The organism is Streptomyces sp. NPDC004658, assembly GCF_040609555.1.
Lineage (GTDB): Bacteria > Actinomycetota > Actinomycetes > Streptomycetales > Streptomycetaceae > Streptomyces.
Window position 1 is genome coordinate 1 of sequence record NZ_JBEXKG010000120.1, and the last position, 24,132, is coordinate 24,132.

The following is a 24,132-nucleotide window of genomic DNA, read 5'->3' on the forward strand; positions in this document are numbered from 1 at the left end:
CCCGCCACCCGCAAGGCCCTGGCGAAGGCGGGCCTCACCATCGACGACATCGACCTGGTCGAGATCAACGAGGCCTTCGCCGCGGTGCCGGCGTCCCGGGCGGCTCGCCGCTCAGTAGAAGCGCACGTCCGCGTGCAGGACCTCGAACTCCTCCAGGCCGACCACGTCCGCGTGCGCCTTGGCCGACGCCGCGTGCCGCAGACCCGCGACGGCCGCGCGCGAGGCCGCCAGGGAGGCGCGGTCGACGAACACGGAGCCGGTCATGGCCCGTCCCCGTTCCCGGTCGATCAGCAGGGCCGTCTCGGCGACCCCGGGCAGTGACTCGGACTTCGGCACCACCGTGGCCCGGAAGGTGTCGATGACCAGATCGGCGTCCCGCGGGTCGAACTCCATCCTGGTCAGGCGCAGTCCGCCGCCCTGCCGCGGGTGCCGGACCTCGTGGAGGACGGCGGCCTCGTAGTTGGCGACCGACATGGTGCCGGCGAACGGCTCCAGGAGCCCCTTGCGCCGCTCGCGCATCACCGCGTCGCTGTTGTGCCGCGCCTCCTCGGTCTCCCACCAGCTCATCGTGAGGAGTTTGCCGAGTTCCCGGTCCGCGAACACGCCCGCGCCACGGTATCCGGGGCGTTCCTCCAGCAGGTCCCGTCCCTCGCTGTTCACCGACCGGACGGCCGTGTCCAGCAGTGCCGGATCACCGGTCGCGTACACCGCACGGACGAACATGAGCCTCACCTCCGGGGGAAGGGGACCTCCGCCGGTATCGGACAGAGCAGACATATCCGTCTCGTCCAGTCTTACCGCAGGGGGAACTCACCGCAATACGCACAGGTTTCGGCCGTTCGCAACCCCAGGGTTGACGGGAGCATGGCGAAGAGGCCACCGTGTTACGGCACCCGGTAAGGAAACTTTCCTAACAGAAGGGTCCCCCACATGCGTTTCCGCACCCTCACCCTCGCCGCGGCCTCCGGCACCGCCCTGCTCGCCGCCGGTCTCCTGCCCGCGCACGCCTCCGCCGCCGCCTCCCCGAGGTCCGCGCAGGAAGGGACGGTCAGCGCCGCCGACCTGCTCGCCAAGGTGACGTCCTGTTCGCAGATCTCCAACGGCAAGTACCGCACGGACGAGGAGACTTCGGCCACGGTCCCGGTGTGCGGCAAGAACGGCGCGGTGTTCTGGAAGGCCGACATGGACATCGACTGCGACGGCCAGCGCACCACGAACTGCAACGAGGACCGCGACCCCTGGTACCAGGACGACACCGCCTTCCACCAGTCCGACGGCAAGCCGCTGAAGGCGGAGACCCTGCCGTACGTCGTCGTCCCCAGCACCAGCAGCATCTGGAACTACTCCAACGCCGGCATCAAGGGCGGCGGTGTGGTCGCCGTCATCTACAACAACAAGGTCGAGTACGCCGTCGTCGGCGACACCGGCCCCACGCAGATCATCGGCGAGGCGTCGTACGCCACCGCCAAGGCGCTCGGCATCGACCCGGACCCGGCCACCGGCGGCGTCGACTCGGGCGTGACCTACATCCTGTTCAAGAACTCGAAGGTCTCCCCCATCGAGAGCCACAGCGCGGCGGTCTCCCTCGGGGACCAGCTGGCCAAGCAGTTCCTCGCGAACAACTGACGTCGGCCGCCCGTCAGTTGGGCTGGCCCAGCGGACGGATGACGACGGTGTTCACATCGACCCCGGCCGGCTGCCGGATCGCCCACACGACCGAGTCGGCGATCTGGTCCGCGGTGAGGAGGTGCCCCGGGGGCAGGCTGCCGTAGCTGTCCCAGAAGGGGGTCTCCACCCGGCCGGGGGCGACCAGCGTGACGCCGATCCCGAACTCGGTGACCTGGCGCCGGGTGTTCTCGGCGAGACCCGTCACCGCCCACTTGGTGGCGCCGTAGAGGTTGCCGGGAGTGTTCACGAACCCGGCCACGCTGCCGATGAGGACGATCCGGCCGCGGGTCTCCCGCAGCGCGTCGACGGAGGCGCGGACGAGGAGCGCGGGGCCGAGGACGTTCGTGAGGACCATCTCGGCCCAGCCGGACGGATCGCCCTCCGCCACCGTGTCATGGGTGGCGAAACCGGCGTTGGCGACGACGGTGTCCAGTCGGCCGTACGCCTTGAGCGTGCGGTCGACCGCGTTCCGCACGTCGTCGTACGCCGCCGCGTCACCGGCGACCGTCAGCAGTCCCTCCGGGTGTCCCAGGCTCTCGGCGAACGCCCGCAGCCGCGGCTCTCCGCGCCCGGTGACGGTGACCCGGTGTCCCGCGTCCAGCAGCTGCCGCGCCACTGCGGCGCCGATACCGCTGCCGCCGCCCGTGATGAGCGTGACCGGAGCGTCGTTCATGAGGTCCCCCTGTGCGTCGTGTGTCCCGCGGTGCCGAAGACGCCCGGAGTCCATCACTTGGAGAGCACTCGCAGTCAAGTCCCGCCGGATCCCTATCCCCGGCGCACCGCCGTGTGCACGGTGTGCGCGGCCAGGACGAACACGTCCGGCCGTACGTGCACGCTCGCCGGGTCGGACGGGTCGAGCAGCCGGTCGAGGGTGGCGCGGTCGTCGGCGTCCAGCGCGTCGCCGATGCCCTCGCGCAGCCGGGACAGGTGCGCGACGACGTAGGCGCGGGCCCGGTCGCCGACGGGGGCCGGCAGGTCGAGCAGGAAGGTGCGGGTACGGGTGTGCTTGAGGCCGGCGGAGGTCAGCAGGGCGGGCCAGTCCTCGGTCTCGGCGACGGAGCCCGGCAGGTCGGCGCGCATCCGGGCGAACCACTCCTCCTCCAGGGCGTCCAGCCGGGCCTGGAGTCCGGGGCGGCCGAAGCCGATGTCCCGGGGCAGGAAGCGCGAGGGCAGACCTCCTTCCTGGAGGGCCAGGGTGCCGCCGGGGGCGAGCCGCTCGGCGAACGCGGCGAGCGCCGCCCGCTGGTCGCCGACGTGGTGCAGGCTGCGGCTGGCCCACAGCAGATCGGCCGGGTACTCCAAGTCGTCCAGCACCTCGGGCAGTTCACCGGCGACGGTGTCGAAGCGGTCGGCGACGCCCTGGCGGACGGCCCGGGCGCGGGCGCGCTCCAGCAGGGGCGCGGTGGCGTCGACGGCGACGATCCGGGCCCCGGGGAACGCCTCGGCGAACAGGCAGGAGAGCACTCCGGGGCCGCTGCCCGCGTCCACGATCAGCCCCGGCTCGGTCACGTCCCGCGCGAGCCACGCCATGGCCCGCTCGTACACCGGGGTGAACAGCTCCGCCTGCGACTCCAGCAGGGGCCCCATCTCGCTCCAGTCGATGTCCGTGCCGTGGTGGCCGTGGCCGTGCCCGTGGCCGTGCCCGTGGCCGTGGCCGTGGCCCTGCTGGTGCGCGGTGTCGTGATGCTGGTCGTGCGCCATGGTGGTCAGCCTCTCTTCCGGGTGCGGTCAGGGTGCGACGGCACGCCGGGCGGAGGCCAGCGGTGTTGCCGATGCGGCAAAAACCGGATGCGCCACGGCAAGCTCTGCGACGACGATGGGCCCATGGACGACAACCTGGTGGAACGCTTCGTCGACGACGGGTTCGTGAAGATCGAGGGAGCCGTCCCGCCACGCGTCGCCGCGGACTGCGCGCGGCTGCTGTGGCGGGAGACGGGGTACGACCCGGAGGACCGCACCACCTGGAAGGACCCGGTGGTGTGGGTGGGCGGCATGGCGCAGGGCCCCTTCGCGGCGGCGGCCAACACCCCTGTCCTGCACGAGGCGTTCGACGCGCTCGTGGGCGCCGGACGCTGGGAGCCGCGCTACTCGCTGGGCACCTTCCCGCTGCGCTTCCCGCACGCCGAGGAACCGGACGACGCCGGATGGCACGTCGAAGGCAGTTACCTCCCCGGCGGCCAGGCGCACTACCACACGAATCTGCGCTCCCGGGACCGCGCGCTGCTGATGCTGTTCCTGTTCAGCGAGGTCACGGAGGCCGACGCCCCGACCCGGATCCGGGTCGGCTCGCACCTGGACGTGCCCGCGGTGCTCCGGCCGTACGGGGAGGCGGGGGCGTCCTTCCTGGAGCTGGGCCCCCGGGTGGCGGCGGCCTCGGCCCACCGCCCCCTCGCCCACGCCACGGGCCGCCCCGGTGACGTCTACCTCTGTCACCCGTTCCTGGTGCACGCGGCCCAGCCGCATCACGGCACCCGCCCCCGTTTCCTGGCCCAGCCCCCGCTGCTCCCGGCGGTGCCGTACGAGCTGGAGCGGCCGGACGGGGCGTACTCCCCGGTGGAGCGGGCGATCCGCCGGGGCCTGACCGCCGCGGTCTGAACCGCTGCGGCCCGGTCCCGGCGGGCGCTCACCCCGCTACGGCAGCGGCGGGTAGGCGTTCTGCATCAGCTGCTGGAACTGGGCGGAGAACCAGTGCCCGGCCAGCGGCGCGTTCGGCAGCGCGCCCGTGGGGTTGTTGCCGTTGCGGGCGTTGCCGCCGTAGGTGGGGTCGCACATCCGGTCGAAGCCCTTGCCCTCGTCGTTGGAGATGGCGGAGCTGGCTCCGTCGGACTCCCCCGGGGGCTTGACCCACACGTAGGCGTCGATCCCGGCCGCGGGAGCGGCGGTCGGCCGTTCACCGAGGCCGGCACCGCTCTGGTTGCACCAGTTGCCGGCGTGGACGCGCCGGTCGATGCGGCTGCCGTTGACGTAGTCGTCGACGGAGGTCAGCGGGCCGGACTTGGTGGGCCGGCCGGAGCCGCCCCAGCCGTTGCGGGAGGTGTCGATCAGCATGCCGATGTTGCTGTTGAACCCGGACGCGACGAGCTTGTCGCGCAGCGCCTGGGCGAAGGACTGCTCGTCCACGTACTGGTTCCAGTCGACCCACTTCGACTGGCGCACGGTCTGCCCGTTGACGCTGTCGGTGACCTTGAAGTACGGCTCCTTGGTGGCGCTGTAGTTGGCGGTGTTGACGATGAAGCCGGTCACGTCGTTCACGCTCGCGCCGCCCGAGGTGGCGACCTTGTAGAACTCCTGGACGGTCGGCCCGAGGTTGGAGTCCCAGCCGAGCCAGGCGTGGTGGCCGGCGTCGATGTAGTTGTAGACGTTCGGGATGGCGCCCAGCTTGTCGAGGGCGTAGCTCACGCCCTTCTCGTAGTTGCCGTTGGCCTTCATGGTCGCGCAGGCGTCGGTGCTGCCCGCGGTGCCGCCCGCGTTGGTGACCAGGTTGGGCAGGGAGTCGGGTTCGATGACGGTGGCGATGCGCAGGCCCGCGTACTTGGCGTCGGAGAGGATCGACGCGATCGGGTCGATGTACTGGCTCTTGTACTTGTCGATGTCGTTCGGGCCCAGTTCGCCGTTGGAGGCGAGGGCGGAGCAGTCGCGGCCGGGGAGGTCGTAGATGACCAGCTGGACGACGAGTTCGCCCGAGCCCTTCTGCTTCAGCGCCTCGTCCAGGTGGGCGCGCAGGCCCATCCCGCCGTTCACGCCGTTGATGGCGGCGATCCGGTCGAGCCACACGGCGGTGGGCTGGTTGGCGACGCGGCTGCCGCCCGGTTCGGCGGCGGCGTGCGCCGACCACTCCGGGTTCACATACCCCTTGGCCCCGGCGTAGGGGTTGTCGACGCGGCTGCCGGTGCCGCCCCCGCCGTCTCCGCCGCCCGTGCCGCCACCGGTGTCTCCGCCGCCCGTGCCACCGCCCGTGCCGCCGCCGGTGTCTCCCCCGGTGCCGCCGCCGCTGCCGCCGCTGCCGTCGTCCACGTTGCAGGTGACGCCGTCGAGGGTGAAGGTGGCGGGAACGGAGTTGGTACCGCTGAAGGTTCCGTTGAAGCCGAAGCTGACCGTGCCGCCGGTCGCGAGCGCGCCGTTGTAGCTCTCGTTGGCCGCGGTGACCGCGGTGCCGCTCTGGCTGATCTTCGCGTTCCAGCCGTTCGTGACCTTCTGGGTGCCGCCGTACGACCACTTCAGCGACCAGCTCGTCTTCGCGGCGCCGTTGTTGGTGAGGGTCACGGCGGCGGTGAAGCCGGTGTCCCACTGGCTCTGGATCTTGTAGTCGACGGCGCAGGGCACGGCGGCGACGGCGGCGCCCGAGCCGCCGGGCAGGGCCGCGAACGCCGTTCCGGAGGCTCCGGCGAGAAGGCCCAGGGCCACCAGCAGTGTTGTCTTGGTACGACTCATGAGTGCGGGTTCCTTCGGGGTTCCGTGGGATCTACGGGTTGGATCTACGGTTTGGATCTAGGGGTTGAGGGCGCGCAGATGGTCGCGCAGCCCGATGCCGTACGCGGTGGGAGTGCCGTCGTAGGCGGAGATCAGGGACGGCCCGGAGGAGCAGTCCCAGGTGTTCCAGGTCCAGCCGAGGTAGGACAGGTCGTGGTCGTCGAACCACTTCACGACCCGGTCGGTGAACCCGTGCGCGCAGGTGCTCTCGCCGATCTCCCCGGCCACCAGGGGCACGTGGGCGGCCACCGGGGCGAGGGTGGAGTTCCAGCAGCTCTCGCTCGCGCAGGAGTTGAAGTTGTAGACGTGGTACGCGGCGGCGAGATTGCCCGCCGGGTCCGTGGGCTTGTACGCGGTCCACTGGCTGAGGTCGTTCGCGTACGCCAGGCCGCCGGCCAGGATGACGTTCCTGGCACCGGTGGCCCGGACACTGTCCACGAGGTCCTGCATGCCTGCGACCTCGTAGGAGATCCCGGGACAGGTGCCCCCGTCCCGCCAGCACGTCCAGGCGTCCGTGGCACTGGAGGCCGCCCGGTCCGGGTACGGCTCGTTGAACAGGTCGAACACGGCCGCCCGGTCGTCCTTGAAGGTGCTCGCCACCGAGGACCAGAACGACGGGGAGTACCGCATGTCGGGCATCGGCTTCTGGCAGGTGGCGTGCACGTCGGAGCAGCCGGCCGAGTTCCCGGTGTACTGGCCGTAGGACCAGTGCAGTTCGAGGACCGGGGTCATGCCGTGGGCCTCGACCCGGGCCACCAGCTCCTTGACGGCGGAGACGTAGTTCGCGCCGCCGTACTCGGGCTTGACGTTGGACAGGCCCAGCCAGCACTCCTCGTTGAGCGGGATGCGGACCGCGTTTGCCTTCCAGTCGGCGATCGCCTCGACCGCCGCGTCGTCCACCGGTCCGTCCCAGATGCCGTAGCCCTGCACGCACATGAACTCGCCACCGGACCGGTTGACGCCGAGCAGGCGGCGGGGGGTGCCGTCGGCGTCCACGAGCTTGTTGCCGGAGACCCGCAGCGCGGGCGGGGTACCGCCGGACGGCGGCGGGGTCGTCGGCGGCGGCGTGGTCGGCTCCGTGTCGACGTTGCAGGTCGTGCCGTTGAGCTTGAACACGGCCGGCGCGGGGTTGCTCCCCGACCAGGAGGCGAGGAAGCCGGCGCTGACGCTCGCACCGGTGCCGAGCGCGCCGTTCCAGCCCTCGTCGGCCGCGGTCACGGTGGTGCCGGACTGGGACCACCGGGCGTTCCAGCCCTGGCCGACCTTCTGCCCGTCGGCGAAGTCGAAGGTGAGCTTCCAGCCGCTGAGCGCGGCCTGGTTGTTGGTGACCTTCACCGAGCCCTGGAAGCCGCCGTCCCACTGACCGGTGACGGCGTACTCCACCGTGCAGGCGGGGGCGGCTCCCTGGGCCGTCACCGCCGGCACGACCACGCTCCCGACGAGCGCGACCGCACCGGCGGCGGCTAAAAGTACTGAACGCGGGGGGTGTCGCATGAGCGACTCCTTGCAGCTTGGCGCGCCGTGACGGACGCGTCGACTGAACGGAACCGCTCCCACTGGTGCGAGTGAAGGTAGCGCCAAGCGGCCGGTCTGCCCAGAGGAGCCGCCTGACTTTTCCTCAGCCGGATCCGTCGAATCTTTTCGACTCTTCAAGCGCCTTGACCGCTCCGGGTCCCGTCCCCACTATGGGAGCGCTCCCACTGGTTCAAGCCTTGACCTCCCCCGAGCCGCACGCCCGCAAGGAGGAACCAGCACATGGATCCCGGACACAAGAAAAGAGCCGTGCGCCGGCTGTGGACGGCGGTGGCCGCCGCCTTCGCCCTGCCCCTGACGATGCTCGCCACCGGCACCCCGGCGGCGCACGCCGCGACCGTGCAGTGCAGCGTCGACTACAAGACCAACGACTGGGGTTCCGGCTTCACCGCCGACCTCACGATCACCAACCGCGGTACCGACGCCATCGACGGCTGGACACTGACGTACGCCTACACGGGCAACCAGAAGCTGACGAACGGCTGGAACGGCACCTGGTCCCAGTCGGGCCAGACGGTCACCGTGAAGAACGCCTCGTACAACGGCACGATCGCGACGGGGGCCGCCGTCTCCACCGGCGCCCAGTTCACCTACAGCGGCTCCAACGCCGCCCCCACGTCCTTCGCCGTCAACGGCACCACCTGCGCCGGCGCCCACCAGCCGCCGGTGACCGTGCTGACCAGCCCGAGCGCGGGCGCGGTCTACTCGCAGGGCGAGGCGGTGCCCCTCGCGGCGACCGCCGCCGCGGCCGACAACGCGACGGTCAGCAAGGTGGAGTTCTACGACGACACCACGCTGCTGGGCACGGACACGAGCGCGCCCTACGCGCTCTCGGTCTCCAGTTTGACCGTGGGCAGTCATTCACTGGTGGCGAAGGCGTACGACAGCCTGGGGGCGTCCGCCGCCTCCACCCCGGTCGGCATCACGGTCGCCTCCGGGCCCGCCGTGGTCGCCTCGCCGTCCCAACTCGGCGTGCAACAGGGCAAGTCGGGCACGTTCTCGGTGAAGCTGTCGACGCAGCCGAGCGCGAACGTCACGGTGAGCACGAGCCGCACGAGCGGCAACACCGGCCTGTCCGTGACGGGTGGTTCCTCGCTGACCTTCACCCCGTCCAACTGGAACACCGCCCAGACGGTGACCGTCACGGCGGACTCCTCCGGCACCGGCAGCGCGACCTTCACCGCGTCGGCCACCGGCCACACCAAGGCCACGGTCACGGTCACGGAGCTGCCCGCGTCCAAGGCGTACGACGCCCGCTTCCTGGACCTGTACGGGAAGATCACCAACCCGGCGAACGGCTACTTCTCCCCCGAGGGCATCCCGTACCACTCGGTGGAGACGCTGATCGTCGAGGCGCCGGACCAGGGGCACGAGACCACCTCGGAGGCGTACAGCTACCTGCTCTGGCTCCAGGCGATGTACGGCAAGGTGACCGGCGACTGGTCGAAGTTCAACGGCGCGTGGGACATCATGGAGAAGTACATGATCCCCACCCACGCCGACCAGCCGACGAACTCCTTCTACAACGCCTCCAAGCCGGCCACGTACGCGCCCGAGCTGGACACCCCGAACGAGTACCCGGCGAAGCTGGACTCGTCGGTGCCGGTCGGCTCCGACCCGATCGCCGGTGAGCTGAAGTCGGCCTACGGCACGGACGACGTCTACGGCATGCACTGGATCCAGGACGTGGACAACGTCTACGGCTACGGCAACGAGCCCGGCAAGTGCGAGGCCGGTCCCACGGCCACCGGGCCGTCGTACATCAACACCTTCCAGCGCGGCGCGCAGGAGTCCGTCTGGGAGACGGTCCCGCAGCCGACCTGCGACGCCTTCAAGTACGGCGGCAGGAACGGCTACCTGGACCTGTTCACCGGCGACTCCTCCTACGCCAAGCAGTGGAAGTACACGGACGCCCCGGACGCGGACGCCCGCGCCGTGCAGGCCGCGTACTGGGCGGACGTGTGGGCGAAGGCGCAGGGCAAGGGCGGCGACGTGTCCACGACGGTCGCCAAGGCCGCCAAGATGGGCGACTACCTGCGGTACGCGATGTACGACAAGTACTTCAAGAAGATCGGCAACTGCACGAGCCCGTCCTGCCCCGCCGGCACCGGCAAGGACGCCTCGCACTACCTGCTGTCCTGGTACTACGCCTGGGGCGGCGCCACCGACACCTCCGCCGGCTGGGCCTGGCGGATCGGCTCCAGCCACGTCCACGGCGGTTACCAGAACCCCCTCGCCGCCTACGCGCTCAGCTCCGTCGCCGACCTGAAGCCCAAGTCGGCGACGGGCGCGGCGGACTGGGGCAAGTCGCTCCAGCGGCAGCTGGAGTTCTACCAGTGGCTCCAGTCGTCCGAGGGCGCCATCGCGGGCGGCGCGACCAACAGCTGGCAGGGCCGGTACGCCGCCCCGCCGGCCGGTGCCTCCACCTTCTACGGCATGTACTACGACTGGCAGCCCGTCTACCATGACCCGCCGTCCAACCAGTGGTTCGGGTTCCAGGCGTGGTCGATGGAGCGGGTCGCCGAGTACTACCAGCAGACCGGGAACGCCACGGCGAAGGCGATCCTGGACAAGTGGGTCAAGTGGGCGCTGTCCAAGACCACGATCAACCCGGACGGCACCTACCGCATCCCCTCCACCCTCCAGTGGTCGGGCCAGCCCGACACCTGGAACGCGTCGAGTCCCGGCGGCAACAGCGCACTGCACGTCACCGTCGCGGACTACACCGACGACGTCGGCGTGGCCGCCGCCTACGCCAAGACGCTGACGTACTACGCCGCCAAGTCCGGTGACGCCGGCGCCAAGTCCACGGCCAAGGCACTGCTGGACGGCATGTGGAACAACTACCAGGACAGCCTCGGCATCGCCGTCCCCGAGACCCGCACCGACTACAGCCGGTTCGGCGACAGCGTGTACGTGCCGAGCGGCTGGACCGGCACCATGCCCAACGGCGACGCGATCAACTCCTCGTCCACGTTCGCCTCGCTGCGGTCCTTCTACAAGAGCGACCCGAACTGGTCGAAGATCGAGGCCTACCTCAAGGGCGGCGCCGCGCCCGTCTTCACGTACCACCGCTTCTGGGCCCAGGCGGACATCGCCCTGGCCATGGGCTCGTACGCGGAGCTCCTTGAGTAGACCGGCACCTCTTCTCGGGCGGCCCCCGCGCACCGGGGGCCGCCCCCTTGCCGTGGGTCCACCATGCCCACCATGCCCGGCACCAGGCCGGCGGCGCTCACCCCGCGTGACCGGCCGGCCCGCGGCACTGGTGCCGCGGCGGTTCCCGTGGTGTCCTGGTGGTGGCGGGAAGGACGCGTTGCAGACGCGGGGAAGCGGCCGGCAGCCGCGCACCGCGCAATCCTGATCCGCGAGAAGCGGGTGACGCCCTTCCCGCCCTCGTGCGCCCAGGGCCGCCGCGCGCACCGACGCCGTACCGCCCGGCCCGGCAGCCCCGCTCCTCGGGCCGCCCCGCCGGAACGGCTCACCGCCCGCCCGCGCTCCGACCCGGTCCGGGACCCGCGGCCCACCGGGCTCGTCGGCCCGGCGCCCGGCGCGCCACCGTGTCCTGGCCCGGAGGGGGCGGCGGCGCCTGACCGCGAACGGCGTCCGCTCCCCGGGTCCGCGCGGCGCGCCGGCGCGAGTGGGCCGCGCGGACCCGGTGCCCGCGGCACGGCAGGTCGTCATCAGACTCGGGGGCAGCTCGCCGAGCCGGACGGTCCGCGGTGTCTCAGAGCACCGGTTTGCGGAAGGCCCTCAGGCTGAAGCGCGGGTCGGGGCGCGGGCGGTCCTGGTCGGGGAGGGCGGCCAGACGGGCGGCGAACTCCTCGGTGCGCGGCCGGCCGGGCGGCAGCAGGGTGAACCAGCCGCGGCGCAGGTCGGCGATGGTGGTGCGGGGGCTGCGGCCCTGTCCGGCACCGCGGAAGGAGCCGTGTCCGGCGGGTCGGAGTCCGTGCCGGGCGGCGTGGGCGGTGACGGTTTCCGCGGCGTCGGCGGCGGGACGGCGCGGGCGGGCGGCGAGGACGGTGTCGATGTCGCTGCCGACGTCGTGCGCGGCGGCCTTGTCGACCGTGGTGACGTACACCCCGCCGGGCCGCAGCACGCGGGCGCACTCGCCGACGACCGCGCCGACGTCCCCGGGGTCGGTCAGCAGGTGCAGCAGCCAGATGGTGGTGACCGCGTCGAAGACGTCGTCCGGGAAGGGCAGTCGGCGGCTGTCGGCCCGCACGATCGTGCCGGGCAGCCGGGCCGACGCCCTGCGGGCCATGGCGGGAGTGAGGTCCGCGCCGGTCACCCGCAGCCCCGGGCGCGCGGCGGCGAGCCGCCGGGTGACGATCCCGGTGCCGCAGGCGACGTCGAGGAGGCGGCCGGGCCCCTCGGGTATCAGGCCGAGGACGGCCTGTGCGGCCTCGTGCGCGCGGGCCTCGCCGCCGCGTGAGGTGTCGTAGTCGTCGGCTTCCTTGTCGTAGTCGAGCACATCGCTCAGTGTGCTCCGTGACCTGGGGCGATGTCCTCCACCCTGCGGGCGAGAGCGAAGTCCTTCGCGGTGACGGCGCCGCCCGCGCTGTGGGTGTTCACGCTGAGCGAGACCGTGTTGTAGCCGAGGGTGAGGTCGGAGTGGTGGTCCAGCTCGTCCTGGATGCCGGCGATGTGCACGACCAGCGCGGCCGCCGCGAAGTGCGAGCCGAGCCGGTAGGAGCGGGTGAGGCGGTCGCCGTCGACGGACCAGCCGGGCAGTTCGGCCAGGCGGTCCTCGATCTCCTTCTGCGACAGCGGTTCGACGGCCATGGGCCGGGCTCCCTTCGCTGCGTGCCCCGGGCGGGGCGTGGCGGGTACAGGGCCAGCCTGCCACGTCGGCGAGGGGCCCGGCAGGATCCGCTCGTTCCCCGGCCCCGGCTCGACTAGGGTCGGCGGCATGCCTCTCCCCGCGTCCGGTCCCACCGCTTCCGCCGACGTCACCGGCAAGGGCGTCGGCCCGCTGCTGCGCGCCTGGCGGGAGCGGCGGCGGATCTCGCAGCTGGACCTGGCGCTGGCCGCCGACTCCTCCGCCCGGCACATCAGCTTCGTCGAGACCGGCCGGTCCCGGCCCAGCGAGGAGATGGTGCTGCGGCTCGCCGAACAGCTCGACGTGCCGGTGCGGGAGCGCAACGCCCTGCTGCTGGCGGCCGGTTACGCCCCGCGCTACTCGGAGACCCCGCTGGACGACCCGGCGCTGGACGCGCTGCGCGACGGCATGGAGCGGCTCATCCGGGGCTACGAGCCGTACCCCGCGCTGGTGGTCGACGCCGGGTACACGGTCGTCGCCGCGAACCGGGGTATCGCCCTGCTGCTGGAGGGCGTGCCGGAGAAGCTGATGGCGCCGGCGCCGAACGCGATGCGGCTGACCCTGCACCCGGAGGGGCTGGCCCCGCGCATCCGGAACCTGCGGGAGTGGCGCGGGCATCTGCTGGCCCAGATGGAGCGGGAGATCGCCCTGCACCGCTCGGACCGGCTCCGCGCCCTGTACGAGGAGGTGGCGGCCTATCCGGTGCCCGAGGAGCCGGCCGGCGGCGAACCGGTCGAGCCGGTGCCGTACTTCGCGCTGCCGCTGCGCATCGAGCACGCCGGCCGCACCCTGTCGTTCGTGTCCTCGATCTCCACGTTCAACACGCCGATGGACGTCACGGTCGCCGAACTCGCCATCGAGACGTTCCTGCCGGCGGACCCGGCGACCGCCAAGTACCTGCACACGCAGGCGGGTTGAGGCTCATTGCCTCGGGCACGTGTGCGAGACGGCAACACGTGACAGACTGCTCCCCTCGTGGATCGGTGCGCAGGGGAGGGCGTGGCGGTGAGTGAGCGGCGGGCTGCGCCCACCGTGGGCCAGGTGGTGCTGGGCAAGCGGTTGCAGGAGCTGCGGGAGGCGGCGGGGCTCAGCCGTGAGGAGGCCGCCCGGGTCCTGCGGGTGGCGTCGGCGACCGTACGGCGGATGGAGATGGCCGAGGTCGCGCTGAAGATCCCCTACGTGCAGGTGCTGGTGACCACCTACGGGGTGCCCGAGGAGGAGGCCGACGCGTTCGTGCGGCTGGCCGAGGAGGCGAACCAGCCCGGCTGGTGGCAGCGGTTCCACGACGTGCTGCCGGACTGGTTCAGCCTGTACGTCAGTCTGGAGGGCGCCGCCCGGGTCATCCGCTCCTACGAGCCGCACTTCGTGCCCGGTCTGCTGCAGACCGAGGAGTACGCGCGCGCGGTGCTGGAGGCGGGGACGATCGGGCAGACCTCGCCGGAGACGGTCGAGCGGCATGTGTCGCTGCGCATGGAGCGGCAGCGGCTGCTGGAGCGGGAGGACCCGCCCCACCTGTGGGTGATCATGGACGAGACGGTGCTCCGACGCCCCGTGAGCATGCGGTCCGAGGTGCTGCGGGACCAGCTGGACCGGCTGCTGGAGTACGCCGGGCGGGACCGGGTCACGCTGCAGATCGCCGAGTTCGCGGCGGGCCCGCACCCGGGGACGTACGCGCCGTTCACGCTGTTCCGGTTCGCCGAGCCGGAACTGCCGGACATGGTGTTCACCGAGTATCTGACCGGGGCCCTGTATCTGGACTCGCGCCAGGAGGTGGCCGCGCACCTGGAGGTGCTGGACCACATGACGGCGCGGGCCGCGTCCGCCCAGCGCACCCTGAAGCTGCTGCGGGAGCACCGCGAGAGCCTGTGAGCCCGGTGTGACCCGTACGGGTCTGCCGGCGGGTGCGCCCTGGGCGCCGCCCCTAGGTTCGGTACTGCCCGGGGGGTGCGGCCTCGACCACGCAGGCGGGGCCGCCCCGACGACGCGAAGGAGGTCTGATGCCCTCGGACGCGGTGCTCTACCAGGCGGCGGCCCTGTGCCTGACCTACCCGGACGACGACCTGATCGCCCGGCTGCCGTTGCTGCGGGAGGCCGCCCCGCAGCTGCGGGCGTTCACCGACCACGCGGCGGTCACCCCCCAGCGGGAGCTGGCCGCGCACTACGTGCGGGTCTTCGGCCTCGCGCACCGGCACAGCCTGTACCTGAGCCGGTGGCACGACGGCGGCACCCGGCGGCGCGGTACGGCCCTGGTCCGCTTCCAGGACCTCTACCGCCGGCACGGCCTGGAGTGCAGCGGTGAGGAACTGCCGGACTTCCTGCCGGCGGTGCTGGAGTTCACCGCGCGGACCGGCGAGACGGGCCTGCTGACCGAGTACCGCGACGGCCTGGAGCGGCTGCGTACGCGGTTGACCGACTGCGGCACACCGTACGCGGGCGTCCTGGACGCGGTGTGCGCCGCCCTGCCGGCCGCACCCACCGCGACACCCCCGTGACCGTGCGCCGCGCCCCTCGGGCGGGGCGCGGCGGGAGCGGTACGGGCGTCAGACCAGCTCGGCCGTCAGCGTGATCGTCGTACCGGTCAGGGCCTGGCTGACCGGGCAGTTCTTCTTGGCGTCCTCGGCGGCGGAGCGGAAGCCGTCCGCGTCCAGGCCGGGCACCTCGCCGCGCACGGTGAGGTGGATGCCGGTGATGCCCTCGCCGGGCTGGAACGTGACGTCGGCGTTGGTCTCCAGCCGGGTGGGCGGGGTGCCGGCGCCGGCCAGGGCGTGCGAGAGCGCCATGGAGAAGCAGCTGGAGTGGGCGGCGGCGATCAGCTCCTCGGGGCTGGTCCTGCCGTTCGCGTCCTGGGCGCGCGAGGCCCACGTGACCGGCTGCTCGCCGATGCCGGAGGAGTCGAAGGTGACGACGCCCTTGCCTTCGAGCAGGTTGCCTTCCCAGACGGTGTGCGCGGTGCGCGTGGTTGCCACGATGCTTCCTTTCGCGAGTGTCGCGGTTCCGGGGTTCCCGGATGTCCCTATCCGATCACATCCGGGCTCATCGCACTCTGAAGACCGGCCCACGGGGCGTGAACGGCAGGTGACTTCCCTGCGGGATCAGGTAGGCGTGCTCCCTGCGCACCCGCAGCACGTCGCACCAGCCGTCGGTGATCACCAGGACCGGTGCGGTGGGCGGGAAGTCCTCGGCCCGGTGCAGCAGGTCGACGCCGGGCTGGAGGACGGTCCCGCCGCGCCCGTGCACCCGCACCCGGCCGGCGATCTCGGTGACCGGCACATAGCCGGCGTCGTGCGGGGCCGCGTCGCAGAACACCACGCGGGCGGCCGGCACGTCCCGGGCCTCGGCGTAGGAGGCGATGGCCCCGAGGGCCTTGCCGAGCAGGGTGTGGCCCATCGAGCCGGAGGTGTCGAGGACCACCCCGAAGGTGCAGCGGGCGACCTCCTCGGGCGGGAACCAGCGGCCCGCACGGGGGATGTCCGGGGTGGAGGCCTGGCGGCGCGCCGGGCGGGCGTAGGACCGCACGGGCTCGGGGCGGGGCACGAACTCGTCGAACCAGCGGGCCAGTTGCGCGTCCCAGGGCAGCGGCGGATGGCTGAGCGCGCGGATCTCCTCGACCAGACCGCCGGGCAGGAAGCCGCGGTCCTGGGCGTGGTGCAGGTCCAGGCCGCGGGTGAGCCCGCGGCGGTAGAACTCGTCGAGGTCGACGGGGTCGGTGGCCGGGCGGAGGGGGCCGCCGAGGACGTCGCCGGCGCCCTTGCCGCGGAGGGTGGCCAGGCGCCGCATCCGGCGCAGGTCGCCGGCGATGCGGTCGTAGACCTCCTCGGCGGACAGGCCGGCCAGCCGCGGGTCGTGCAGCAGGCCCTCGGGCATGGTGCCGACCTGCATCTCGACCAGCCAGCCGTTGACGACGTAGTCGCAGGCGATGTTGAACAGGTAGGGGTCGCGGGTGCCGCAGCGGTCGCCGTGGCGCAGGGCGGCGTGCAGCATCTCGTGGGCGAGGACGAACCGCCACTCCTCGTCCTCGAAGGCGCGCAGCGGGTTGACGTAGATCTCGCCGGCCCCGGGGTCGACGGCGGCGATCTGGATGCCGTGGGCGCGGGCGAGTTCGGCGTCGGCGACCAGGGCGATGCCGGCCGCGATGCCGCCGAGCAGCGGATAGGAGGAGACGAACCAGCTCAGGGCCCTCTCCCAGGGCCGGCGCGGGAGGCGCTCGCCGTGGAGGCTGTCCAGCCGGCCGCCGGCCATGTCCATCGCGGCGGACACGGTCCGGGTCAGGGCGGCGGCGAACGCCGACTGGCGGTCGGGGGCGGGCCCCCGCCAGGCGAGCCATTCGGTGAGCACCTGGTCGGGTGCGGGTCCGGCGGTGCCGCAGCGCTCGTAGGCGGGCGGCAGGCCGTGGGCGCGCCAGCCGGCGGCGAGCCGTTCCTCGTCTCCGTCGGGGTAGCTCGCGGGCAGGTGCTCGGGGGCGGTGCCGACGGGGAAGCCGAGCAGGAAGCGGTTGACGACGACGCAGCGGGCGGCGAGGTCGTACCGGTCGGGCTGTTCCCGTGCGCCCGGGGCGGCCGGGAGGTGCCCGAAGCCGAGGTGGAGGGCGGCGTGCGCGAGCGCCCACGCCCAGGCGGCCGGCTCGGCGAGCCGGTCGGGGTGGGCGTGCACGGTGCCGTCGGAGTCGGTGACGAGCAGGCCCTCGCGCGGGGCGAGGGCGCAGCCCTCGGTGCGGCAGACGTCGAAGTCCACGGCGGCGAGGGCCGGGTTCGCGCGCAGCAGCCGCATGCCCTCGGCGAACGCCTCGCCGGCCGGGTCCCGCTTGTTCTTCGGCGGGGTGCGGCTCACCGCCGCGCCTCCACCAGCCGGGGCATGTCGCGGGCGGCCTCGACCAGGAACCAGGACGGCAGGACCGGGTTGCCGTCGGCGTCCGAGGCGATGACGGTCTGGGCGACCTCCACGGAGATCTCGGCGAGCTGCACCAGCAGCGACTTGGCGCGGTGGGCGATCTGCCGTCCGTTCGCCGACATGTGCTCCTTGCTGGCGGGCAGGTCCTTCACGAGCCGGCCGCGGAAGGACTCGGCGAGGTAGTACAGCAGGTCCCGGTCCTGGACGCGGTGCGGCCAGCGGGCGTCACCCTTGAGGATCGCCTCGATCCCGAAGCGGCTGCGCACGATCTTGACGTAGCCGCAGAAGGCGGTGGCGTGCCGGGGCGTGAGGGTGCCGTGCGCGAGGACGTTCAGGGTCGGCTCGTCCAGGTCGGCGCCGAAGGAGCGCAGGGCGTCGGAGAGCATGTGCCAGGAGCGGGGGGTGGAGAACGGCTCCTCGGTCTTGGGCGGCTTGGACCACAGGTGGTCCGGCCGGTCGGTGAGGTGGTCCACGATCCACGGGTGGATGCCGTTGTCCGCGGCCCACGCCAGCCAGTCCCTGGCGGACACCTCCAGGTGGACGTGGGCGAGCCGGTTCACCAGGGCGGAGGCCAGCGGCCGGGCCAGGGCGTTGTCGGTGGAGCGGTTCCCGGCGCCGATGACGACGGAGCCCTCCGGCAGCTCGTAGGTGCCGATCCGGCGGTCGAGGATGAGGGAGTAGAACGCCTTCTGCACGTCCGGGGTGGCCGCGTTCAGCTCGTCCAGGAACAGGCAGTACGGCTCGTCCCGCGCGATCGTCTCCGGCGGGCAGAACACCGAGCGCCCGTCGCGGATCTGCGGCACGCCGATCAGGTCCTCGGGGGCCAGCTGGGTGCCGAGCAGGCTCACGCACTCCAGGCCGAGCGAGGCGGCGAACTCCCGCACCAGGGAGGACTTGCCGATGCCCGGGGCGCCCCAGAGGAAGACGGGCCGGACGGTGGCGAGTCCGAGGAGGAGTTCGGGGACGCGGGCGGGGGTGACGGTGACGGCGGCCTGCACAGCGCGGAGTCCTCGGGGTGTTCGAGTGGTGTACGACTCGAACAGTGTGGGTGTACGGCGGTGCGGGCGCAGCCGAATTTCAGGCGGCCCGCTCCTCCTCCACGTCCGGGGTGAGCGGCACCTGGGGCCCGTCCAGCTCGCTCAGCCAGCGGCGGAGCACCCGGTGGACGTGCTCGGCGCCGGTCAGCTCCTCCCCGTCCTCGGCCGGTGCGGACAGCTCGTACGGGGAGAGCAGGAACGGGTGGGACTGGGCGCCGCCGAGACCGCCGTGCGAGCCGATCTGTTCCTCGAAGGCGAGGACTTCGCCGTCGGCGGGGTCGTAGGCGGAGTTGACCATGATGTCGGCGGTGTGCGGGAAGGAGTGGGTGCGGCGGACGGCGGCGGCGGCGCCGGGGCCGAAGCGGGCCAGCGGGCCGGGCTCGTCGTCCAGCCGTGCCAGGGGGATCTCGGCACCGTAGGCGCCGAGGACGACGCCGTCGTGCTGCTCGCTGCGCACGAGGAGGAAGCCGATGCCGGGGTGGTTGGCGAGGGTGGTGAGCAGCGCCGGGTGGCGGGCGTCGATCTCCTCCTTGGTCATGCGGTGCGGGACGTCCGGGAAGGAGATGAGGCCGAGGTTGCCGGAGGCCAGCACGATCGGCTCGGAGTGGCGGGCGGGGCGGTGGTGCTCGCCCTTCTCCTCCACCGGCCGGCGCAGGGCGGCGCGGACGGCGGCGCGGGCCTCGGCGCCGCTGCGGGTGCGCCGGGCCCGGCGTGGGACGGGCAGGCCGCAGCCGGCCCGGACCAGGTCGCCGAGGGTGAGGCCGTAGCGGGCGCGGAACGTTTCGCCGGGGCTCTGTCCGTGGTCGGAGAGGACGACGATCCGGTAGGGGCGCGGGGCGTGCTCGGCGACCCGTTCGAGGAGGGCGAGGGAGCGGTCGAGGCGTTGCAGGACCTTCTCGGCGTCGCGGCTGCGCGGGCCGGAGTGGTGGGCCACCTCGTCGTAGGCGACGAGGTCGGCGTAGACGGCGGTGCGGCCGGCGAGCATGTCGCCCATGACCGCGGCGACGACGACGTCCCGTTCGACGACGGTGGCGAAGGCGCGGATGAACGGGTAGAGGCCGCCCCGGCCGACGCGCGGGCGCTGTCCCCGCAGGCGGGCGCGGGTGGACTGGCCGATCTCGCGGGCCACCTCGGCGACGAACGACAGGGCGGTGCGGACGGCGCCCGCCGGGTCGCTGAAGTAGGCGAAGTACCCGGCGCGGGAACGGTTCGCCGGGCTGCGGCGGCGGGCGGCGATCGACAGGACGAGGGCCTGCTCGTCGGCCCCGCCGCTGAACAGGTTGCCCCGGCTGGCGCCGTCCACGGTGAGCAGTCCCCCGTCGCCGGTGTGCCGTATGGCGCGGCGTTGCAGCTCGGCGGCGCTCGTCGGTCTGTTGCAGACCATGACCTCGCCCCGGTCCTTCTCGTACCAGCGGAACGCCGGCACGTCGAAGGTGCTGCCGTGCAGGATGCCGAGCTGGCTGGCGCCGGTCTGGCTGGACCAGTCGGTGCGCCAGGGCGTGAGGCGGTGGGTGGACCGGGCGCGGCCGACGACCGGGCGCGCGGTGTTGTCCGCCGGCGGTGTGCGCTCGCCGGCCGGCTGTGTGCCGCCGCCGGACAGCCAGCGGCCCACCGTCGGCATCAGCCCCTTGCGGACCGCGTCGACCAGGACGTCGTGGCCGACGCCGTCGAGCTGCACACACAGCAGTCCGGGCGCGGTGGGGCAGGGCGGATGGGCCCGCCGGCTGCGGGTGGCGAGGCGGTGCAGGCGGCGCCGGTAGGTCTCGTCGTCGCGCACGGCGAGGGCCGCGCCGGTGGCCGAGGCGACGGCGGACATCACGGCGGCCACGATGACGGCGGTCTCGGGTGCGGCCTCGCCGCGCCCGGAGGGGTTGATGCGCAGGGCGAGCAGCAGCAGGGAGCCGTTGAGGAAGAAGACCAGCAGGCCGAGGACGAAAGCGGGGACGAGCAGCAGCAGTCGGACCAGCAGCGGCCAGACCACGGCCGAGAGGATGCCGAAGGCGCCGGCCCCGCAGGCGGCGGCGACCGCGATACGGGTGGCGCTGTCGCCGTCGGCGGACTGGAGCTGGAAGTCGGGCAGGATCGCCGCGAGGACCAGCATGGTGACCGTGGACACGGCCCATACGGCGACGCTCCGCCCGACCTGACTGGCGATCCGTCGCCACCGCACCCCGCCCACGCCCCGCACACCTCACGTCCCGGCCCTCCCCCACCCTGCGGCCGGGGGGCCTCCTCTCGCTTCACCGGCCCGATCGAGCCGCCTCCACCTTGTCACACGCGCGCCCGGGCGGGTCGTCGGGAGCAGGACGGGGCCGGGGGTCCGACGGGGTCAGCGTCCGTCGTAGCCGGCGGTCGGCATCGACAGCCGCCGGTGCACCCGTGCCTTCATCTGCGCGTCGTACGCCGGTTCGGCCCGCCCCACCGTCTCCACGCGCACCCCCCGGCGCGCGCACTCGGCGGTGAACTCCTCCACCGACGACAGGGCCCGGCGCAGCACCCGCAGGCTGGGCGCCACGAACACGTCCACCCCGGGCCGCACCCCGTCCCAGAGCGCGCAGTGGTCGAACCGCAGCCCGCCGACGAGCAGTTCCCGGGCGACCACGTAACCGTGCTCGGCGGCCCAGCGGGCGCACATCGCGTGCTGGCTGCGCGAGTCCACCAGGAAGGGGTCGGCCTCCAGCTCCTCCAGGGGTGTGAGGCTGGCGATGGCGGTGACCCGCACGGTCGTGAGCGCCCCGAAGGCACCCCGCGGCTGTCCCATGGCGTCCCCCTCACCTCCGGGTTTCGCCGCCGACCCTACTCCTGCCCGTAGGCTTCGGGGAGTCGCGTGAAGGAGGCGAAGAAGGTGCCGGTGGAGATCACGTGGTGGGGTCACGCCACCTGTGCGCTGGAGGATGCGAACGTACGCCTGCTGACCGACCCCCTGTTCGCGCGCCGGCTGGCGCACCTGCGGCGCCGCCGGGGTGCCGTGCCGCCCTCCGAGGCCCGCCGTGCGGACCTGGTGCTGGTCTCCCACCTGCACGCCGACCATCTGCATCTGCCGTCGCTGGCCTGCCTCGACCCGGGCACGCGCCTGCTCGTGCCCCGGGGCGCACCACGGGCGGTACCCGGGCTGCGCCGGCTGCGACAGCTGCGGATCACCGAGGTGGTGCCCGGGGACGAGGTGCGGATCGGCGAGCTGCTGGTCCGTGTGGTGCCGGCGCTGCATGACGGGCGGCGGCTGCCGATGGGCCCGCGCCGCTCGCCCGCGCTGGGCTACGTCGTCGAGGGCGAGGCCCGGACCTACTTCGCCGGGGACACCGGGCTGTTCGACGACATGGCCGAGCGGGTCGGGCCGGTGGACGTGGCGCTGCTGCCGGTGGGCGGCTGGGGACCGTATCTCGGGGAGGGGCATCTGGACGCGGGGCGCGCGGCGCGGGCGCTCGCCCTGCTGGCGCCGCGGATGGCGGTGCCGGTGCACTACGGGACGTACTGGCCGATCGGCATGGACGCGGTGCGCCCGCACGAGTTCCACGCGCCGGGTGACGAGTTCGTGCGGCTGGCGGCGGTGGCCGCGCCGCGGGTGGCGGTGCACAAGCTGGGGCACGGGGAGAGTGTGCGGCTGGAGGTCGCGCGATGACGTGGCTCGCCGAGGCGTCACGGGCCGTGACGCCCGAGTCCACACAGCAGGTGGTGGGCTATCCGTCGTTGTTCCTGCTGGTGCTCATCGGGGCGCTGGTGCCGGTCGTGCCGACCGGCGCGCTGGTGAGTTCGGCGGCGGTGGTGGCGTTCCACCGGACGGCGCCGTTCTCGCTGGCGCTGGTGTTCGTGACGGCGTCGCTGGCCGCCTTCCTGGGGGACGCGGCGCTGTACTGGCTGGGGCGGCGCGGAATGCGGTCGAAGAACGGGTCGCGGTGGCTGGAGGCGATCCGGTCGCGGGCGCCGGAGGAGCGGCTCGCGCAGGCGCGGCGGAAGCTCGCCGAGCACGGGGTGGCGGTGCTGGTGCTGTCCCGGCTGGTGCCGGCCGGGCGCATACCGGTGATGCTGGCCTGTCTGATGGCGGAGTGGCCGCTCAGGCGGTTCGCGCGGGGGAATCTGCCCGCGTGTCTCGCCTGGGCGGCCACGTATCAGGTGATCGGGATCCTGGGAGGCTCGCTGTTCGCCGAGCCGTGGGAGGGCGTCGTGGTGGCGGTCCTGCTGACCGTGGTGATCAGCGCGGCGCCCGGTGTCTGGCGGCGGGTCCGGGCCGCCGGGTGAGGTGCCGGGGGCGGGATGCGCGTCAGTCCAGCACGCGTGACGCTCCCACCGGCAGGTCCCACAGGTCCTCGCGCTCCAGCCCCGCCTTCTCCCAGGCCGTCCGCACTCTGGTGAGCGGCTCCAGGACCGGTTCCGCCGAGAGGATGAACGTGCCCCAGTGCATGGGGGCCATGCGGCGGGCGCCCAGGTCGAGGGTGGCCTGGACCGCTTCCTCCGGGTCGCAGTGGACGTCGCTGAGCCACCAGCGGGGGTCGTAGGCGCCGATGGGCATCAGGGCGAGGTCGATGCCGGGGTAGCGGCGGCCGATGCGGGAGAACCAGTGGCCGTACCCGGTGTCGCCGGCGAAGTAGAGGCGCTGTCCGTCGGGGTCGGTCAGCACCCAGCCGCCCCACAGGCTGTGGCAGGTGTCGGTGAGGGTGCGCTTGGACCAGTGGTGGGCGGGGACGAAGTCGAAGCGGACCCCGGCCAGTTCGGCGCCCTCCCACCAGTCGAGCTCGGTGACGCGGGTGAACCGGCGGCGACGGAACCAGCGGCCGAGGCCGGCGGGCGCGAACACCGGGGTGTCGCGCGGGAGTCGGCGCAGGGTGGGGGCGTCCAGGTGGTCGTAGTGGTTGTGGCTGATGACGACGGCGTCGACGCGGGGCAGGCCCTCCCAGGGCACGCCCACGGGGGTGATGCGGGCCGGTGTGCCGAGGATGCGGCGGGACCAGACGGGGTCGGTGAGGACGGTCAGACCGCCGATGCGGACGATCCAACTGGCGTGTCCCGCCCAGGTGACGGCGAGGGTGCGGGCGTCGACGCGGGGCAACGGGGCCGGTGCGTAGGGCAGACGGGGGATGTCGGCGAGGCCCTCGGGATCAGGGCGCACGGCGCCTTCGCGGGCGAAGCGGGCGAGCGCCTTCAGGCCGGGCAGCGGGGCGGTGAGCCGGTCGTGGAACGTGCGGGGCCAGACCCGCGGTTCGCCCAGCGGGCGGGGCTCGGCCAGGGGCGGGAAGGGGGGCGCGAGGGGGGCCGGCGTGCCGGGTTCGCCGGCCGCCGTGGTCGTCGTGGCCGGGCCGGGCTCATGCGTCTGCTGCGTCATCGAGGAGGCTCCCATCGCTGAGCGTCGTCGCGGAGATCGTCGAAGGCCGACCTCAAGGACATCAACGCGCGTTGCACGTGTGGCAGTTCCAACGGTTCGGGGGACGTGAGGGATTCCGTGCGTTCTTCGTCCGTGGCGCCCAGCAGGGGCCCGGTGGCGAGCCGGACGCGCAGCGCTGCGAGGTCGTCGCCGAAGCGGTGGCCGCCGGGCGCGGGCATGCCGAGCCGTTCGGTGAGGAGGTCCTCCAGTTCCTGTGCGTCGCCGACGCCTTGGGCGGTGAGCGGTTCGCGCAGCGGGCCGAGATCGGCGTACAGGTGCCGGCCGGCCCGCGGCGGCCGGGCGAGCGCGCAGGTGGGGCTGGCCATCCTCGACGTGCTGCGCTCCGCGCACCGGGAGGGCAT

Annotated in this window: 21 protein-coding genes and 2 pseudogenes; 9 read left to right on the forward strand and 14 right to left on the reverse strand. The window is 73.0% G+C overall.

What is annotated here, in order from left to right; genetic code table 11:
* A pseudogene (locus ABZV94_RS30185) lies at positions 1-87 on the forward strand (hypothetical protein); the annotation flags it as partial.
* Positions 88-111: 24 nt separating this feature from the next.
* Here ABZV94_RS30185 and ABZV94_RS30190 read toward each other — a convergent pair.
* On the reverse strand, positions 112-723 hold the full coding sequence (locus tag ABZV94_RS30190; protein WP_356345902.1) for a hypothetical protein: 612 nt from the start codon (positions 721-723) through the stop codon (positions 112-114).
* A gap of 207 nt (positions 724-930) precedes the next feature.
* Here ABZV94_RS30190 and ABZV94_RS30195 point away from each other — a divergent pair, with 207 nt between their 5' ends.
* Complete coding sequence (locus tag ABZV94_RS30195) at positions 931-1,626, forward strand: glycoside hydrolase family 75 protein (protein WP_356345905.1); 696 nt, start codon at positions 931-933, stop codon at positions 1,624-1,626.
* 13 nt (positions 1,627-1,639) lie between these two features.
* Here ABZV94_RS30195 and ABZV94_RS30200 read toward each other — a convergent pair whose 3' ends face one another.
* Both ABZV94_RS30200 and ABZV94_RS30205 read right to left on the reverse strand, forming a co-directional pair.
* On the reverse strand, positions 1,640-2,341 hold the full coding sequence (locus ABZV94_RS30200) for an SDR family NAD(P)-dependent oxidoreductase (RefSeq protein ID WP_356345907.1): 702 nt from the start codon (positions 2,339-2,341) through the stop codon (positions 1,640-1,642).
* Positions 2,342-2,433: 92 nt separating this feature from the next.
* On the reverse strand, positions 2,434-3,369 hold the full coding sequence (locus ABZV94_RS30205) for a class I SAM-dependent methyltransferase (RefSeq protein ID WP_356345909.1): 936 nt from the start codon (positions 3,367-3,369) through the stop codon (positions 2,434-2,436).
* Positions 3,370-3,492: 123 nt separating this feature from the next.
* Here ABZV94_RS30205 and ABZV94_RS30210 point away from each other — a divergent pair, with 123 nt between their 5' ends.
* A complete protein-coding gene (locus ABZV94_RS30210) occupies positions 3,493-4,263 on the forward strand; it encodes a phytanoyl-CoA dioxygenase family protein (protein ID WP_356345912.1) in 771 nt (256 codons plus the stop codon).
* Between the two features lie 36 nt (positions 4,264-4,299).
* Here ABZV94_RS30210 and ABZV94_RS30215 read toward each other — a convergent pair whose 3' ends face one another.
* On the reverse strand, positions 4,300-6,099 hold the full coding sequence (locus ABZV94_RS30215; RefSeq protein ID WP_356345914.1) for a glycoside hydrolase family 6 protein: 1,800 nt from the start codon (positions 6,097-6,099) through the stop codon (positions 4,300-4,302).
* A 57-nt stretch (positions 6,100-6,156) separates the two neighbouring features.
* Entirely contained in the window at positions 6,157-7,632 is a 1,476-nt protein-coding gene (locus ABZV94_RS30220) for a cellulose binding domain-containing protein (RefSeq protein ID WP_356345917.1), read from the reverse strand.
* Positions 7,633-7,893: 261 nt separating this feature from the next.
* Here ABZV94_RS30220 and ABZV94_RS30225 point away from each other — a divergent pair, with 261 nt between their 5' ends.
* Positions 7,894-10,806: a glycoside hydrolase family 48 protein gene (locus ABZV94_RS30225; protein ID WP_356345920.1), complete on the forward strand. Its 2,913-nt coding sequence runs from the start codon at positions 7,894-7,896 to the stop codon at positions 10,804-10,806.
* 589 nt (positions 10,807-11,395) lie between these two features.
* On the opposite strand, the gene ABZV94_RS30230 is transcribed toward ABZV94_RS30225, so the two are convergent.
* Both ABZV94_RS30230 and ABZV94_RS30235 read right to left on the reverse strand, forming a co-directional pair.
* Positions 11,396-12,142, reverse strand: a complete 747-nt coding sequence (locus ABZV94_RS30230) for a class I SAM-dependent methyltransferase (protein WP_356345922.1) — start codon at positions 12,140-12,142, stop codon at positions 11,396-11,398.
* A gap of 5 nt (positions 12,143-12,147) precedes the next feature.
* Entirely contained in the window at positions 12,148-12,453 is a 306-nt protein-coding gene (locus tag ABZV94_RS30235; RefSeq protein ID WP_030983928.1) for a 4a-hydroxytetrahydrobiopterin dehydratase, read from the reverse strand.
* Between the two features lie 127 nt (positions 12,454-12,580).
* On the opposite strand from ABZV94_RS30235, the gene ABZV94_RS30240 reads away from it, so the two are divergent.
* The 3 genes from ABZV94_RS30240 (at position 12,581) to narJ (ending at position 14,982) form a co-directional block, all read left to right on the forward strand.
* Positions 12,581-13,408: a helix-turn-helix transcriptional regulator gene (locus tag ABZV94_RS30240; protein ID WP_356345924.1), complete on the forward strand. Its 828-nt coding sequence runs from the start codon at positions 12,581-12,583 to the stop codon at positions 13,406-13,408.
* Between the two features lie 87 nt (positions 13,409-13,495).
* Entirely contained in the window at positions 13,496-14,359 is an 864-nt protein-coding gene (locus ABZV94_RS30245; protein ID WP_356345926.1) for a helix-turn-helix transcriptional regulator, read from the forward strand.
* A gap of 128 nt (positions 14,360-14,487) precedes the next feature.
* On the forward strand, positions 14,488-14,982 hold the full coding sequence (gene narJ / locus ABZV94_RS30250) for a nitrate reductase molybdenum cofactor assembly chaperone (protein WP_356345929.1): 495 nt from the start codon (positions 14,488-14,490) through the stop codon (positions 14,980-14,982).
* A gap of 48 nt (positions 14,983-15,030) precedes the next feature.
* Here narJ and ABZV94_RS30255 read toward each other — a convergent pair whose 3' ends face one another.
* The 5 genes from ABZV94_RS30255 to ABZV94_RS30275 form a co-directional block, all read right to left on the reverse strand.
* The gene (locus ABZV94_RS30255; protein ID WP_356345932.1) at positions 15,031-15,456 is read right to left on the reverse strand and encodes an OsmC family protein; all 426 of its coding nucleotides are present in this window, start codon (positions 15,454-15,456) and stop codon (positions 15,031-15,033) included.
* A 67-nt stretch (positions 15,457-15,523) separates the two neighbouring features.
* Positions 15,524-17,317, reverse strand: a complete 1,794-nt coding sequence (locus ABZV94_RS30260; protein WP_356345933.1) for a hypothetical protein — start codon at positions 17,315-17,317, stop codon at positions 15,524-15,526.
* Complete coding sequence (locus tag ABZV94_RS30265; RefSeq protein WP_356345936.1) at positions 17,314-18,375, reverse strand: MoxR family ATPase; 1,062 nt, start codon at positions 18,373-18,375, stop codon at positions 17,314-17,316. The genes ABZV94_RS30260 and ABZV94_RS30265 overlap by 4 nt, the downstream gene beginning before the upstream one ends.
* A 79-nt stretch (positions 18,376-18,454) precedes the next feature.
* On the reverse strand, positions 18,455-20,602 hold the full coding sequence (locus ABZV94_RS30270; RefSeq protein ID WP_356345938.1) for a phage holin family protein: 2,148 nt from the start codon (positions 20,600-20,602) through the stop codon (positions 18,455-18,457).
* Between the two features lie 141 nt (positions 20,603-20,743).
* Positions 20,744-21,175 (reverse strand): hypothetical protein, encoded by a 432-nt coding sequence (locus ABZV94_RS30275; RefSeq protein ID WP_014676036.1) that lies wholly within the window; start codon positions 21,173-21,175, stop codon positions 20,744-20,746.
* A gap of 84 nt (positions 21,176-21,259) precedes the next feature.
* On the opposite strand from ABZV94_RS30275, the gene ABZV94_RS30280 reads away from it, so the two are divergent.
* Entirely contained in the window at positions 21,260-22,033 is a 774-nt protein-coding gene (locus ABZV94_RS30280) for an MBL fold metallo-hydrolase (protein WP_356345946.1), read from the forward strand.
* Complete coding sequence (locus tag ABZV94_RS30285; protein ID WP_356345941.1) at positions 22,030-22,650, forward strand: VTT domain-containing protein; 621 nt, start codon at positions 22,030-22,032, stop codon at positions 22,648-22,650. The genes ABZV94_RS30280 and ABZV94_RS30285 overlap by 4 nt, the downstream gene beginning before the upstream one ends.
* Before the next feature lie 22 nt (positions 22,651-22,672).
* Here ABZV94_RS30285 and ABZV94_RS30290 read toward each other — a convergent pair whose 3' ends face one another.
* Both ABZV94_RS30290 and ABZV94_RS30295 read right to left on the reverse strand, forming a co-directional pair.
* A complete protein-coding gene (locus ABZV94_RS30290; RefSeq protein ID WP_356345943.1) occupies positions 22,673-23,731 on the reverse strand; it encodes an MBL fold metallo-hydrolase in 1,059 nt (352 codons plus the stop codon).
* A pseudogene (locus tag ABZV94_RS30295) lies at positions 23,728-24,132 on the reverse strand (hypothetical protein); the annotation flags it as partial. The pseudogene ABZV94_RS30295 and the gene ABZV94_RS30290, both read right to left, overlap by 4 nt.

Coding starts and splice junctions, on each gene's coding strand:
- ABZV94_RS30190 (WP_356345902.1), bottom strand. CDS start 723: ATGTTCGTCCGTGCGGTGTACGCGACCGGTGATCCGGCACTGCTGGAC.
- ABZV94_RS30195 (WP_356345905.1), top strand. CDS start 931: ATGCGTTTCCGCACCCTCACCCTCGCCGCGGCCTCCGGCACCGCCCTG.
- ABZV94_RS30200 (WP_356345907.1), bottom strand. CDS start 2,341: ATGAACGACGCTCCGGTCACGCTCATCACGGGCGGCGGCAGCGGTATC.
- ABZV94_RS30205 (WP_356345909.1), bottom strand. CDS start 3,369: ATGGCGCACGACCAGCATCACGACACCGCGCACCAGCAGGGCCACGGC.
- ABZV94_RS30210 (WP_356345912.1), top strand. CDS start 3,493: ATGGACGACAACCTGGTGGAACGCTTCGTCGACGACGGGTTCGTGAAG.
- ABZV94_RS30215 (WP_356345914.1), bottom strand. CDS start 6,099: ATGAGTCGTACCAAGACAACACTGCTGGTGGCCCTGGGCCTTCTCGCC.
- ABZV94_RS30220 (WP_356345917.1), bottom strand. CDS start 7,632: ATGCGACACCCCCCGCGTTCAGTACTTTTAGCCGCCGCCGGTGCGGTC.
- ABZV94_RS30225 (WP_356345920.1), top strand. CDS start 7,894: ATGGATCCCGGACACAAGAAAAGAGCCGTGCGCCGGCTGTGGACGGCG.
- ABZV94_RS30235 (WP_030983928.1), bottom strand. CDS start 12,453: ATGGCCGTCGAACCGCTGTCGCAGAAGGAGATCGAGGACCGCCTGGCC.
- ABZV94_RS30240 (WP_356345924.1), top strand. CDS start 12,581: ATGCCTCTCCCCGCGTCCGGTCCCACCGCTTCCGCCGACGTCACCGGC.
- narJ (WP_356345929.1), top strand. CDS start 14,488: ATGCCCTCGGACGCGGTGCTCTACCAGGCGGCGGCCCTGTGCCTGACC.
- ABZV94_RS30275 (WP_014676036.1), bottom strand. CDS start 21,175: ATGGGACAGCCGCGGGGTGCCTTCGGGGCGCTCACGACCGTGCGGGTC.
- ABZV94_RS30285 (WP_356345941.1), top strand. CDS start 22,030: ATGACGTGGCTCGCCGAGGCGTCACGGGCCGTGACGCCCGAGTCCACA.
- ABZV94_RS30290 (WP_356345943.1), bottom strand. CDS start 23,731: ATGACGCAGCAGACGCATGAGCCCGGCCCGGCCACGACGACCACGGCG.